A 13,318-nucleotide genomic window follows, 5' to 3' on the forward strand; every position below is an offset into this window, starting at 1 on the left:
AATCTACAGAACAGGTTCGTGACCTCAGGAGCCTGACGGGTTACCCCGAGCCCAATGCGGTTCATGGTAGCGATCCGTGAACCGCAAGACACAAGGAGCCTGCTCGCAGGCGAATGCCCTGCCCGCGTCCGACAATGGCAGGGCATTCGCCTGCGAGCAGGCTCCTATGCGTCGGGGTGTTCGTCGAGGGCGGCGGCAATGGCGCGAACGCGCTCGCGCTGCAGGGCCTCGCCCAGTGCCTTGCCTTTGTGTCCCTCGGCCATCAGGGCCGCCGGCTGCACGCCTTGCGCGGCCGCCACTGCGCGGCGCACCGCGTCGGCCTGTGGATAGGGCTTGTCTTCCCAGCCGGTGCGGCCGCGGAAGTCCGCCTCCACCGCCAGCAGGAAGGGCTCCACGTTCTCCGGGCGGCGCAGGACGTCCAGGCCGTCGACCAGCTTCATCACGGTCTTCGGGCGCAGCTCGAATACGCGATGCACCAGCCCGTGGTAGCGCGCCACGCGCACCGCCAGGTCGCGGTAGCGGTTGGGTATGCGCAGGCGTTCGGTCAGGGCGCGGATCAGGTCCACCCCGCGTTCCTCGTGCCCGTGATGGCTGGGCAGGATCTCCGGGGCAGTGGTGCCCTTGCCGAGGTCGTGCACCAGCGCGGCGAAACGGACCTCCGGTGCATCGGAAAGCCGGGTCGCCTGGTCCAGCACCATCAGGGTATGCACGCCGGTGTCGATCTCCGGGTGGTAGCGCTCCGGCTGCGGCACGCCGAACAGCCGCTCGATTTCTGGGAACAGGACGGCGAGTGCCCCGGCCTCGCGCAGCACCTCCAGAAAACGCCGTGGGGCCGGACTCTTCAGGGCCTTCTCGCATTCCGCCCAGACGCGTTCGGGGACCAGGGCGTCGACCTCGCCGGAGGTGACGAGCTCGCGCATCAGCGTCAGCGTGTCGGGCGCGACCTCGAAGCCCCATGGCGCGAGCTGGGCGGCAAACCGCGCCACGCGCAGCAGGCGCACCGGGTCCTCGGCGAAGGCGGGGGAGACATGCCGTAGTCGGCGCGCCTCCAGGTCGGCCTGGCCATTGTAGGGGTCGATCAAGCGGCCGTCGGCATCCTCGGCCATCGCGTTGATGGTGAGATCGCGGCGTTCGAGGTCGTCCTCCAGCGTGACCTCGGGCGAGGCGTTGAATTGGAAGCCGTGATAGCCGCGTGAGGTCTTGCGCTCGGTGCGCGCCAGCGCGTATTCCTCGTGGGTTTCGGGATGCAGGAAGACCGGGAAGTCGCGCCCGACCGGCCGAAAGCCATTGGACTCCATCGCCTCCGGCGAGCTGCCGACGACGACGTAGTCGCGCTCGGTGAACGGGCGCCCTAGCAGGCGGTCGCGAACCGCACCGCCGACGAGGTAGGTCTGCATGGCGGTTACCGGTTCACCCTTCGATCAGCCGCGGCTGGCCCCGCGATTGAGCGTGCGCAGGTGCTGCATGCGGGCCTCGCGCCCGGCGCCCCCACCGCCCAGATAGCTGGGGGCAATGGATTCCAGGCGGGTCGGGCAGGGCAGCTGCTGTTCGCCGTCGCAGACCGAGTCGATGGTCAGCGAGGCGAAGTTGTCGCGCGACAACGGCTTGCCGGGCACGAACTCGAGCACGCTGGCCTGCAGCTTGCCGGCCCAGTCGGGCAGGCCGATTACCGGGCGCCGGTGGCCGGAGACCCGGCCCACATACCGCACCAGGTCGCCCAGGGTGTAGGTCTTCGGGCCGCACAGCTCGAAGCCCTGGCCGAAGGTATCCTGGTCTTCCAGGGCCTCGACGAAGTGCTCGGCCACATCGCCCACGAACACCGGGGCGAAGCGCGCCCGGGCACGCGCCAGCGGCATCACGGGCGAGAATTTCAGCAGCGTCACGAAGCGGTTCAGGAAGGAGTCTTCCGGCCCGAAGATGACGGAGGGACGGAAGACGGTGACCGCCAGGGATTCGCTGGCGAACACGGCCTGCTCGGCCGCACCCTTGCTGCGCAGGTAGTGGCTGGGGGCGTCGTCCATGTCCGCCTTCAGCGCGCTCATCTGCAGGAAGCGGCGCACGCCCTGCGACTCGGCGGCGGCCAGGGCCTTCTCGGTCAGCTCGGTGTGGGCGGCGTGGAAGCCGGCGCCACTGTGGCCACGTTCGTTGAGGATGCCGACCAGGTTGATCACCGCGTCCTGGCCCGCGAACAGGCGTTCCAGGGTGGCGGGATCATGGGCGCTGCCCTCGACCAGGTCGACCTCGGGGTTGACCAGGAGGTCGCGATGGCGGTGCGGACGGCGCGACAACACGCGGACCTTCAGGCCGCGGTCAATCAGTCGGCGGATGATGTGGTGGCCGACAAAGCCCGTGCCGCCGAGCAGGCAGACATTGCGAATCGAATCGATCGACATGGGGCAAGGTCCTTCCGAAAGCGAATGCGGATCGTCTTATACTCGGGTGACCCGCATTGTTCAAACTAGCAAATAGTTGACCTGTGTTTCCCATGGCCTGTTTCCGGGTCACCAATCCGAGGCGCCGACATGACCGAACTGACCGCGATCAACCCTGCGACCGGCGAGATGCTCGCGCGTTACCCCCGCATGGATCGGGACGGGCTGGAGGCCGCCCTGGCACGCGCGGCCAGTGCCGCACCGGACTGGGCGGCACGCCCGGTGGCGGAGCGCGCCGCCTGCCTGCACGACCTGGCCGGGGTGCTGCGCGACGCGCGCGAGACCCTGGCGACTACGGCCACCCGCGAGATGGGCAAGCGGCTGGTCGAGGCGCGCGCCGAGGTCGACAAGTGTGCCAACGCCTGCGAGTACTACGCCGAGCATGGCCCGGACTTCCTGCAGGACACCATGGTCGCCTCGGATGCGAGCCGGTCGTTCATCGCCTGGCAGCCGCTGGGGACCGTGCTGCTGGTGATGCCCTGGAACTTTCCCTACTGGCAGGCCTTTCGCCAGGCGATCCCGGCCACGCTGGCCGGCAATACCGTGCTGCTGAAGCACGCCTCCAACGTCCCCGGTTGCGCCGCGCACCTGGAGCAGGTGTTCACAGCGGCCGGTTTTCCCGAGGGCGTGTTCCGCAACCTGCCGGTTGGCTCCGATGCGGTGGAGGGCATCATCTCTGACCGTCGCGTGCAGGGCGTCAGCCTGACCGGCTCCGAAGGCGCCGGCCGCGCGGTGGGGGCTGCGGCCGGCAAGGCCCTGAAGTCCTCGGTGCTGGAACTGGGCGGCTCGGATGCCTTCGTCGTGCTGGCGGATGCCGATCTCGACCACACCGTGGAGCAGGCGGTACGCGGGCGCTTCCAGAACAACGGCGAGACCTGCATCGCCGCCAAGCGCTTCATCGTCGAGGAGGCCATCGCGGATGCCTTCGTCGAACGCTTCCAGGCGGCCATCGAGGCCCTGGTCATCGGGGATCCGATGGACGAGGGAACGAACATCGGGCCGCTGGCGCGCGATGACCTGCGTAGCGAGTTGCACGACCAGGTGACCCGCAGCGTGGCGGCCGGCGCCCGCCTGGTGGCGGGTGGCGAGCCCCGCGACGGGGCCGGTTACTTCTACCCGCCCACGCTACTGGATGCCGTGGAACCCGGCATGGCGGCCTTCGACGAGGAGACCTTCGGCCCGGTCGCGGCGGTCACCCGGGCGCGCGACGCAGACCACGCCATCGAACTTGCCAACCGCTCGCGCTTCGGCCTGGGCGGCAGCGTCTGGACTGGCGATCCGGTGCGCGGCGAGGCCCTGGCCCGGCGCCTGGAATGCGGTTGCGCCTTCGTCAACGGCATCGTCAAGAGCGACCCGCGCCTGCCCTTCGGCGGCGTGAAGGACTCCGGCTACGGCCGCGAACTCTCCGAGCTCGGCATCCACGAATTCGTCAACGCCAAGACCATCTGGGTCGGTTGATCGGTGCCGGTCGAAGGTTGATCCGCGTCGCCTTGAGTGCGTGGGTCTAGTGGGCCGGGGTGGGCCTCGACTTCGCGCGGTAGAGGCCGAGCTCGAGACGGTGGTGGCGGTCGGCGTGATCGCGCTTCTCGAGGATGCGGGCGATCAGGGGCTGGTCCTGGTCCAGTAGCTGGGCGGCCAGGCCGTTGCGGTCGCGAGGCAGATAGCCCAGGTGGTGGTCCATCCAGCGCACGGCGACGGCCTGGCCGTCGTGGGTGTTGGTGCGCTCGCGTTCCACGGTCAGGGCCTGGCCGCGCTTGAGGATCTCCCACAGCCGGGGCGCCTCGTGGTGGCGGAAACCGGCCAGGGGGATGCGGTCCAGCAGTTCCTCGGTGGTGGCGGTGCGGTTGTAGGTGCCGCGCTCGGCGTAGTAGCCGGCGAGCGGCGGGACGGGGCGTGCCTGGCGGTTGTGCGACATGTTCGGACTCCTCGGTGTGGCCTGGGTGTCCGTTGTAGCACCGGGGGTGGCTCACAGGATGAGCCACCCCCGAAATCGGTTCTTATCCGTGTTTCCCTAGGTGTACTGGTGAGCGGCGCGCGCGAGGTCGCTGGCCACGCGCTGGCGCAGGTCGACGGGCGCCAGCACCTCGACGCCCGGGCCGTGGCGCAGGATCTCCTGGACCAGCTCGGTCGGGTCGGCGTAGGGAATACGGAGGCGATACGCGTCGCCCTCGTATTCGCCGATCTGCTCCGGGTGCCAGATCTCGTCGGCGACCCAGCGGGCATGTTCCGGGGTGAAGCGCAGCACGGCCCATTCCTGTGCGGGACCGGTGAAGATGCCAAAGGCGTCCCCCGTATGAGCATCCAGGGTCGCCTCGTCGATGGAGCGGTAGGCAGACTCCACCGGCTGCACCGAGCGGATGCGCTCCAGGGCGAAGGTGCGCAGGTCCCGGGCCTGCTCGCACCAGGCGATCAGGTACCAGTTGTCGCGGTAGTAGAGAAGGCGCTGCGGGTGCACGACGCGACAACTCGCGGCGTCCCGGGCACGGCCGTGATACTCGATCTCGACGGGGTGCTCGTCCAGGGTCGCAGTGGCCACGGCCTGAAAGCTTTCGCCGCGGCTGCCGCGCTGGGCCAGCGGCTGGATGTGGATGCGGCGGCGCACGGTGTCCGGCTGGTGCCCGCCGCTGGCGAGCAGCTCGCGGATGCGGCCCTTCAGCGGCCCCAGCGTGGGCGCTAGCAACCCGGGCTGCACGTCCTCCAGGAGTTGTTCCATGGTCAGCAGCGCCAGCAGCTCGGATTCGTTGAACCACAGCCCCGGCAGCTCGAACGCCGGGGCATCCTGCGCGTAGCGGTAGCCATTGGCCTGGGCATCGTATTCGATGGGCGCCTGCATGAAGTCGCGCATGTATTCGAGGTCGCGCTTGACGGTCGCGCGCGAGACCTCGAGACGCTCCATCAGGTCCGCCAGCGAGGGCGGCCGCCGCCCCTGCAACAATCGGTGCAGGTGAAAGATACGCTCGGCGCGGTTCACGGGCGGGCCAGGGGTCGATGCATGCCCGGGGACGCTACCCATTCGCCCGGGCACCCGCAAGCTACGCGCCGGGGCGCCGGATGCCCGCCGGGTCGCTTGCGGCGGCTGCGGGCGACCGTCCCGGTGTTCAGTGGAGGCGCCGGCTGACGCGGATGATCTCCTCGTCGGAGGCGAGGATCTCGCGCTGGAAGCCGTGGCGTTGGGCGAGCGCGAGCATGCCGCCGTTGTGGCGCAGCACCTCGCCAAACAGTTCGCGCAGGCCGGCGTTGCGGGCCGAGTCGATGACGGCCTCCATCAGGAGGCTGCCCACGCCGCGGCCCTGCCAGGCGTCACTGATGACCACGGCGAACTCCGCGCTCTCGCCGTCGGGTTCCGTGGTGTAGCGGGCGACGCCGACTTGCACCTCCCGGCCCGTGTGGTGGTCGACCGCGATGAAGGCCATCTCGCGGTCGTAGTCGATCTGGGTGAAGCGTACGAGCATCTCGGGCGTGAGTTCGTCCATCGAGCGCATGAACCGGAGATAGCGGGACTTCTCCGACAGACTGCGCACGAATTCCTGCTCGATGGCAGCGTCCTCGGGCCGGATCGGCCGGAGCTCGAGTTCATGGCCGTCGCGGGTGGTGACCTTCCGGGCCATGTGGCCGGGATAGGGGTGGATGGCCATATGCGCGTAGTCACGGCCGTCGTGCGCGGAATCGGCCAGTTCGATGCGGGCGTCCACGGCCATCACGCCGTTCTCGCCGGCCTGCAGGGGGTTGATATCCAGCGCGGCGAGTTCAGGCAGCTCGCAGGCCATCTCCGAGACCCGGAGCAGGACCTGTTCCACCGCGCCCTCGCGCACCGGGGGCGCGCCGCGAAAGGTGCCAAGGGTGCGCGCCGCGCGAGTCTGCGCCATCAGGCGCCGGGCCAGCGAGGGGTTCAGCGGCGGCAGGGCGACGGCCTGGTCGCCGATGACCTCCACCGCGGTCCCGCCCAGGCCGAAGGCGATGACCGGGCCGAACACCGGGTCGCGCGAGATTCCCACCAGCAGTTCGCGAACATGCCCGACCTCGGCCATGCGTTCCACGCTCACGCCTTCAACCTCGACCTCCGGGAATTGCTCGTGGATCTGGTCGAGCATCTCCTGGGCCTGCTGGCGCACGGCCTGCACGCTGCGCAGGTTGAGTCGTACACCGCCAAAGTCGCTCTTGTGGGTGAGGTCGGGCGCACTGATCTTGAGCGCGACCGGGAAGCCCAGGGTCTCGGCGGCCAGCATCGCGTCGGCCGGGTCGCGGGCGAGGATGCTGGGACTGCAGGGGATGTGGAAGGCGGCCAGCACGGCCCGGGACTCGCGCATGCTCAGGACCCTGCGGCCCTGGCTGCGTGCGTGTTGCAGGATCAGGCGCGCGCCCTCGATATCCGCGGGCTGGTCATCGCTGCGGGGGCCGGGGACCTGCAGCAGCATGCGCTGGTTGCGTCGGTGTTCGATCAGCCAGGCGAAGGTCTCGACCGCGCCTTCGGGCGTGCGGAACTGGGGGATCCCTTCCGCGTCGAAGCGATTCCGTGCGCGGGCCACCAGCGGGTCGCCCATCCAGCAGGCCAGCACCGGCTTGTGGCTTTTGCGGGCCTGTTCGATCACGGCCTCGGCACAGGCGTCGGGGTCGGTCATGGCCTGCGGGGTGAGCAGGACGCTCGCCATGTGAACCCCGGGGTCCGCGAGCACGATGCGCAGGGCTTCGCCATAGCGTTCGGGGGTAGCGTCGCCGAGGATGTCCACCGGGTTGCCATGCGACCAGTGGGCGGGCAGCAGGGCGTTGAGTGCCTCCAGCGTGCCGTCGGCCAGAGTGGCCAGGTTCAGGCCGAGGTCGGCGGCCCGGTCCACGGCCATCACGCCGGGTCCGCCGCCGTTGGTGAGGATGGCGAGATCCTCGCCGCGCAGGCGCACGCCGCTGGCCAGTGTCTGGGCTGCGGAAAACCACTGCGACACGCGCTCCACCCGGACCACGCCGGCGCGCTGCAGGGCCGCGTCGAACACCGCATCCGAGCCCATCATCGCCCCGGTATGGGTGGCGGCCGCCTGGGCGGTGGCCGCATGGCGAGCGGACTTGAGGACTACCACGGGCTTCATGCGCGCGGCGGCGCGCAAGCCCGACAGAAAGCGCCGCGTGTGGCGGATGCCCTCGACGTACAGCAGGATGCCCTGGGTCTCGGGGTCCACCGCGAGGTAGTCCAGCAGCTCGCCGAAGTCGACGTCTGCGGCGTCGCCGGTCGAGGCCACGCTGGAAAACCCGATGCCGGTGGGCTCCGCCCAGTCCAGGACGGCGGTGATCAGCGCCCCGGAGCTGGAGATCAGCCCGAGCTTGCCGGGCAGCGCCTGGTTGTGGCTGAAGGTCGCGTTGAGCCCGATGCCCGGGCGCATGATGCCCAGGCAGTTGGGGCCGATCAGGCGCATGCGGTAACGCTGCGCGATCTCGACGCATTCCTGTTGCAGACGTTCATCCTCTCGGCCGGCTTCGGCGAAGCCGGCCGAGAGGATGACGGCGCCGCGCAGGCCCGCCTCGCCACAGTTGCGCAGGATGCCGGGGACGGCCCGAGCCGGGGTGGCGATCAGCGCCAGGTCCACCATGTGCTCGCCGGGTTTCAGCTCGGGCACGCAGCGCAGGCCCTGTACCTCGGTGTATTTGGGATTTACCGGGAGCAGGGTGCGCTTGAAGCCGGCCGCCAGGAGGTTGGCCAGCACCGTGCGGCCGACGCTGCCCTCGCGTTCGGATGCGCCGAACACGGCGACACCGCGCGGATTGAACAGCTTGTCCAGGATATGGGTTCCCATGCATGCTCTCGGTTATGACGTGCCCAGTGTCTTCATAGCATGAATCTAGCGTTCTTCTCGCCGGACGCCGGCCTTGAGCACGACAATGGTCCCGGCCACCCGGAATGTCCGGAGCGGCTGAGCGCAATCCGTGACCAGCTGGTGGCCAGCGGGCTGGATCCGTGGGTCCTGCATCGCGAGGCGTTCCCGGCGACGCGGGCGGACCTGCGCCGGGTTCACACACGCGACTTTATCGACACCATCCAGCAGCACGTCCCGGAAGGGGGGCGGGTGATGCTGGATGGCGACACGGCCCTGTCGCCGGGGAGTCGCGAGGCCGCGTTGCTGGCGGCCGGCGCGGGCATTGGCGCGGTGGACTGGGTGATGGGGGCGGCGAACCGGCGGGCCTTCTGCGCGGTGCGGCCGCCGGGGCACCACGCCCGTGCCGACCGGGCGGCCGGGTTCTGCCTGTTCAACAACGTGGTGATTGCCGCCCGCCATGCACAGGAGCGCCATGGTGTGGGGCGCATCGCCATCGTCGACTTCGACGTGCACCATGGCGACGGCACCGAGTCCCTGGTGGCGGGTGATGACGCCATCCTGTTCGCTTCCGCCTTCGAGCATCCGGCTTATCCCGGGTCGGGCATCCCGCCGCTGGCCGACAACTGCCTGAATGTCCCGGTACCCGGCGGATCGTCGGGGGAGCAGTGGCGCGACGCGGTGGCTGGGGCCTGGTTCGATGCGCTGGACGCCTTTGCCCCGGAACTTGTGCTGATCTCCGCCGGATTCGATGCCCATCGCGAGGACGAACTCTCGCGCCTGTTGCTGGCCGAGGATGACTACGCCTGGATCACCCGTGAGCTGGTGGCCCTGGCCGAGCGTCACGCCGATGGGCGCGTGGTCTCGATGCTGGAGGGTGGCTACGCCCTGAGTGCCCTGGGGCGCAGTGTGGTGGCGCATATGCGTGCCCTGGCCGCCCTCTGACCTGCCCCGCCTGCGGCGCAACTGCAGCGTATGGGTGGCGCCGCGTTCATGGTTGAGCGGGGGGGCGCCTTGTTCAGCGGTTGCGTTCGCCATATACCGACGCGGCGAGGCGGGCGCCGCTGGCGAGCGCTACGTTCACCAGTACCAATACGGGGGCAAAGGGCTGATTCAGAGGCAGACTGAGGCTCCAGGCGATCAGGAAACCCGCCAGGGCGATGGCCTGGGTCCACAGGAACAGCCCGCGCAGATTGCGCGCGAGATAGGCCGCACCCCAGGCGGGCAGCAGCAGGGTCGCGAGGGCGGCGGGCAGGCCCAGGACCATGCTGCCCAGCACGACCGCGGCGACCAGCCAGCCGATCTCGGTGAGTCGTTGCCACGTCGGCGGGAGGCGTGTGGCGGGGACATCGGGAGCGAGCTGCGCATGTCGCCATACGCGGTACAGTCCGGGCGCGAGCAGGATGCTGGCGACCGCCAGCACTGCCACCGCCCACAATTCGTTCGGCCCGGCAAAGTACAGCTGGCCTTCGGCCCAGGCGGCCGCCGCCAGGCTGGCCTGGGAGAAGTTGGCGGCGAGCAGGGTCACGGCCGCGAGGCCGGCCAGAAAGACCCCCAGCGGCAGGCGCTCGCGGTCCGTGCTGCGCTGTAGCAGGGCCATCATCCCGGTACCCAGGACGAGGGCCACGAGCAGGACCGGCCAGTGCAGCACCGAGGCCAGGACCCCGCCGACGGCGGCCCATTGGCCGAGCGCGAGTGCCTGCCAGACCGAGCCGCGCAGAAACAGTCCGGCGCCGGCGAGACCCAGCACGCCGGTGATCAGCAGGCCTGCCACGAAGGGCATGAGTAGCAGGTCACCCAGCATGGATGTATTCCGTCAGTGGGTGGCGTTCGACCCCGGCGGCCTCCAGGAAATCGTCGTCATGGCTGGTCATCAGCAGTGTGGTGCCGCCTGGCAGGCTGGTGATCAGCTCGATCGCGTCGTGGCGCACCTCGGCATCCAGATGATTGGCGGGCTCGTCCAGTAGCACCAGACGCTGCGCCGGCGGGTGAACGGCGTGGCTGGCCAGGGCGGCGGCCAGGCGCAGCAGTTGCCATTGCCCTCCGCTTAGGCGGTCGAGCCGCCGGTCCATCAGGGCGCGCACGCGTGCCTGCTCGGGGGGTTGCGCGCCCATTGCCCGGAACCAGTCGTGTCCGGACAGCGGCCAGGGCTGGCGGCGTGGGTGGTCCTGCGCGAGCAGGCTGATCCGGGCTTGGGGGGCCAGTTCCAGGTGACCGCGATGCACCCGCGCCTGTCCCGTCAGGGCCTTCAGCAGAAGCGATTTTCCAATGCCGTTGGGCCCGGTCAGGGCCCAGCGCGAGCCGATCGGTACGTCCAGGGTCAGCGGGCCCAGCACCGGCCGGTCAAACCCAAGATACGCGGCGCGGGTGTGCAGGATCGGAGACGAGCTTTCAGTCGGCATGTGAGTGTCGGGCATTCGGGCCATCGCAAATGATAACGGACCCGAAACGTTGCGTTCCGGGTCCGTCGCGGCTGGTCAATTTCTGGAAAGGGACTCGATTACTGGCGCGGCAGCGTCTCGGCCCAGGTGGTCATCAACTCCAGGTAGCCGTCCAGCGAGGAATCCGCGGGCGGATCCAGCGGCACCGCGTGACTGGTCCACCCGAGGTTGCGTTCCAGGAACTCCGCGCCACGCGCTGGCTGGAAGGCCGCGTAGAGGACGGTGCCTTCGGTGCCTTCCAGGTCGCTCACCAGGCTGCGCAGGTGGCGCGCGGTGGGCGGGATGCCCGGGGCCGGCTCCAGATAACCGACGATGTCGACAGGTAGCCACTCCTCGAGGTAGTCGAGGTCTTCGTGGTAGACCACGATGCGCTGGTCCGGCGCGACCTGTGCGGCCAGGGCCTTGGCGTGGTCGCGCAGGCGTTCGGCGGTGCGCTCGGCGCGTTCCATAAACGTGGCGGCATGGTCCGGGCGCAGGTCACCCATGCGTTCGGCCAGCGCCAGGGCGATGTCTGCCAGGCGCAGCGGGTCGGTGTTGAAGTGCGGATTCCCTTCCTCGTGGACGTGCCCCATGTTCGGTCCATCCATGGTGATGGAGCGGCGCAGCTCGATCATGTCCGCCGCACGGAAGTGGCCCGGCTGGCCGGAGTTGATGGCGCGGTTGCGGGCGCCGCGCTGGGCGGCCGGCAGCCAGCCTTCCTCGAGCCCGGCACCGATCTCGAGCAGCATGTCGGCGCGGCGCAGGGCCGCCATGAAGCTCGGACGGGCGTCCAGGTCGTGCGCGTCCCGATCCGGCGGCGCGAGGACGCGGACCTCGGTCTCGTCGCCGCCAATCTCGCGGGCCAGGGCGCCCAGGGTAGAGGTGGTGGCGACGATGTTCAGTCCGGCGGCGGCCTGCGACGGCAGCAGGAGCAGGCCCAGGAGTACCAACGAGGCGAGGGCGGCGAGCGCGCGGGGCATGCGGACGCGAGTCTTGCGATAGGACATGCGGGACTCCTTTCAGATCGGGGTATGGGCGGAGGCTGGCAGGGACGGGAACAGTCCACGCCGGCCTCGCGAGGTCGAGCGATGCTTAGAAGCGGTGGGCGCCGTGGGCGCCGAGGGCCACGTTCAGCTGCAGCAGGAACTCCAGGCCGCGATCGCGATCGCCGTGGTCATCGACAAAGTCGTTCTGGGACAGCTGGGCGCGCAGGAATACGGGCTCCACCGGGCGGAAGGTCACCTGGGCGGTGTGGCGATAGGAGGTGCCGAAGGACTCGCCGTCGCCGCGGCCGACGTCGTTGCTCAGACCCAGGGCCTCGGCGCGCAGGCCGGCCTCCCAGCGCGGGGCAAAGCCGTAGACGCCCTGGACGTAGATGCCGTCCTGCTGGTTCTTGAATGACTGTTCGTTGCGTACGAAGCCCACCGGCCCGTTGCCGTCGGCTTCGAAGTTCACGTCACGGCGGTCGACATCGATCTCGCGGTAGAAGTACTCGCCCTGCAGGCGCCAGTCGCCATGGCCGTAGGCGCGGCCGGCACTGTATTTGTAGACGGCATCCAGGCCGGCGAACCAGGCGCTGCCATCCCAGTCCTCGAAGCGAGTGGAGTGCTCGTCGGTGACCTGGTAGCTGCGGGCGTAGCCGCCGGAGACACCGAATTGTGCGGCGTGGTCCGGCCCGAGATCCGGCCCGATCTTGGCAAAGGCGGTGACCAGGCGTGGACCGGAGCGGTCGCGCAGGATGCGGTCCTGATCGTTCAGCGACGACTGGCTGCCTTCGTAGTTGGCGATCCCGCTGGTCTCGCCCTGCAGCAGCTCCACACCCAGCTGGGTGTAGGTCGCGGTGGGGGCGAGCCAGGTCGCCTGTACGCCCTTTTCCAGCAGGCCGTGGTCGCCGAACAGGTACTCGTTGACCAGCGGGCGGTTCACGAAGTCCCACTCGTGCGGGTGGCGGTTGTTGATGTAGCCGATGTCAGACAGGAACTTGCCCGCCTTGAGCTGGAGGCCGCCGGGCAGGGCGCGGGTGGTCAGGTAGGCCTCGTCGACCTCGATGTCCTGGTCGTCGAATTCGATGATCACGGTGGCGTCCAGGAGGTCGCCGAGACGGGCCTGGAAGCCCAGCTCCGAATGGCCTAGATTGAAGCCGTCGTCGAGGCCGTGGTCGTCGCCATTACCATGGCCGTGATCGTGGCCGTCGTCGAAGCCGGCGGGCGAATCATTACCGTGCGAGAGCTCGTTGTAGTAGATGCCCTCGAGGATCAGGGAGACGTCCATGCCCCAGGCGGACTCGTCGTCACTGGTGGTCCATTGCGCCGCGGCGGCTCCGGGGGCGGCGAGGGTCAGGCTGGCCAGCGCGGCGAGGACGGGGCGTGAGAACGGGGTGAGGGGCATGTCGGGCTCCTGGTTGCGCGGCAGTCTGCCGGTCCGGGCAGTGCCGATCAACGAAATTGGACTGTTATAGCGTAACGGATGACAAAGCGAACGTTATACAATAACAAGCGAGGTATCAACCCCCCGATCGGGCGCTCCGGTGTGCTGCCGGTCAGTCGCGTGGAAGGCCGGCGCGGACGAAGGCGTTGCGCCAGGGTTCCAGCTTCTCGGTCAGGCTGAGGCGGGCGTTGGCCGGGCTGGTGGAGGGCAGGCGCAGGGCCTCGAGGCCCTGCGCCTGCCC

At 69.3% G+C, this 13,318-nt stretch carries 11 protein-coding genes and 1 pseudogene; 2 read left to right on the forward strand and 10 right to left on the reverse strand.

What is annotated here, in order from left to right; all coding sequences use genetic code 11:
• Window positions 1–164: 164 nt before the first annotated feature.
• Both B0684_RS12995 and B0684_RS13000 read right to left on the reverse strand, forming a co-directional pair.
• On the reverse strand, window positions 165–1,397 hold the full coding sequence (locus B0684_RS12995) for a multifunctional CCA addition/repair protein (RefSeq protein ID WP_018169243.1): 1,233 nt from the start codon (window positions 1,395–1,397) through the stop codon (window positions 165–167).
• A gap of 24 nt (window positions 1,398–1,421) precedes the next feature.
• Window positions 1,422–2,393, reverse strand: a complete 972-nt coding sequence (locus tag B0684_RS13000) for a complex I NDUFA9 subunit family protein (RefSeq protein WP_018169242.1) — start codon at window positions 2,391–2,393, stop codon at window positions 1,422–1,424.
• 129 nt (window positions 2,394–2,522) lie between these two features.
• Here B0684_RS13000 and B0684_RS13005 point away from each other — a divergent pair, with 129 nt between their 5' ends.
• Window positions 2,523–3,890: an NAD-dependent succinate-semialdehyde dehydrogenase gene (locus B0684_RS13005; protein ID WP_018650608.1), complete on the forward strand. Its 1,368-nt coding sequence runs from the start codon at window positions 2,523–2,525 to the stop codon at window positions 3,888–3,890.
• Between the two features lie 46 nt (window positions 3,891–3,936).
• Here B0684_RS13005 and B0684_RS13010 read toward each other — a convergent pair whose 3' ends face one another.
• The 3 genes from B0684_RS13010 to B0684_RS13020 form a co-directional block, all read right to left on the reverse strand.
• Window positions 3,937–4,347, reverse strand: a complete 411-nt coding sequence (locus B0684_RS13010) for an HIRAN domain-containing protein (protein WP_018176325.1) — start codon at window positions 4,345–4,347, stop codon at window positions 3,937–3,939.
• A gap of 96 nt (window positions 4,348–4,443) precedes the next feature.
• Entirely contained in the window at window positions 4,444–5,403 is a 960-nt protein-coding gene (locus tag B0684_RS13015) for a helix-turn-helix transcriptional regulator (protein WP_018176324.1), read from the reverse strand.
• A gap of 127 nt (window positions 5,404–5,530) precedes the next feature.
• Window positions 5,531–8,212: a bifunctional acetate--CoA ligase family protein/GNAT family N-acetyltransferase gene (locus B0684_RS13020; protein ID WP_018650607.1), complete on the reverse strand. Its 2,682-nt coding sequence runs from the start codon at window positions 8,210–8,212 to the stop codon at window positions 5,531–5,533.
• A gap of 39 nt (window positions 8,213–8,251) precedes the next feature.
• Between B0684_RS13020 and B0684_RS13025 the strand changes: the two genes are divergently transcribed.
• Entirely contained in the window at window positions 8,252–9,175 is a 924-nt protein-coding gene (locus tag B0684_RS13025; protein ID WP_018144758.1) for a histone deacetylase family protein, read from the forward strand.
• A gap of 73 nt (window positions 9,176–9,248) precedes the next feature.
• On the opposite strand, the gene B0684_RS13030 is transcribed toward B0684_RS13025, so the two are convergent.
• The 5 genes and pseudogenes from B0684_RS13030 to B0684_RS13050 all read right to left on the reverse strand — a co-directional run.
• Window positions 9,249–10,034 (reverse strand): metal ABC transporter permease, encoded by a 786-nt coding sequence (locus B0684_RS13030; RefSeq protein ID WP_018650606.1) that lies wholly within the window; start codon window positions 10,032–10,034, stop codon window positions 9,249–9,251.
• Window positions 10,024–10,632, reverse strand: a complete 609-nt coding sequence (locus tag B0684_RS13035) for an ATP-binding cassette domain-containing protein (protein ID WP_018650605.1) — start codon at window positions 10,630–10,632, stop codon at window positions 10,024–10,026. Before B0684_RS13035 ends, B0684_RS13030 begins: the two co-directional genes overlap by 11 nt.
• Before the next feature lie 98 nt (window positions 10,633–10,730).
• Window positions 10,731–11,657, reverse strand: a complete 927-nt coding sequence (locus tag B0684_RS13040; protein WP_018650604.1) for a metal ABC transporter substrate-binding protein — start codon at window positions 11,655–11,657, stop codon at window positions 10,731–10,733.
• Between the two features lie 85 nt (window positions 11,658–11,742).
• Window positions 11,743–13,038: a TonB-dependent receptor gene (locus B0684_RS13045; protein ID WP_018169234.1), complete on the reverse strand. Its 1,296-nt coding sequence runs from the start codon at window positions 13,036–13,038 to the stop codon at window positions 11,743–11,745.
• Window positions 13,039–13,189: 151 nt separating this feature from the next.
• A pseudogene (locus B0684_RS13050) lies at window positions 13,190–13,318 on the reverse strand (DNA-deoxyinosine glycosylase); the annotation flags it as partial.

The organism is Thioalkalivibrio versutus (assembly GCF_001999325.1).
In the GTDB taxonomy this organism is placed as follows: domain Bacteria; phylum Pseudomonadota; class Gammaproteobacteria; order Ectothiorhodospirales; family Ectothiorhodospiraceae; genus Thioalkalivibrio; species Thioalkalivibrio versutus.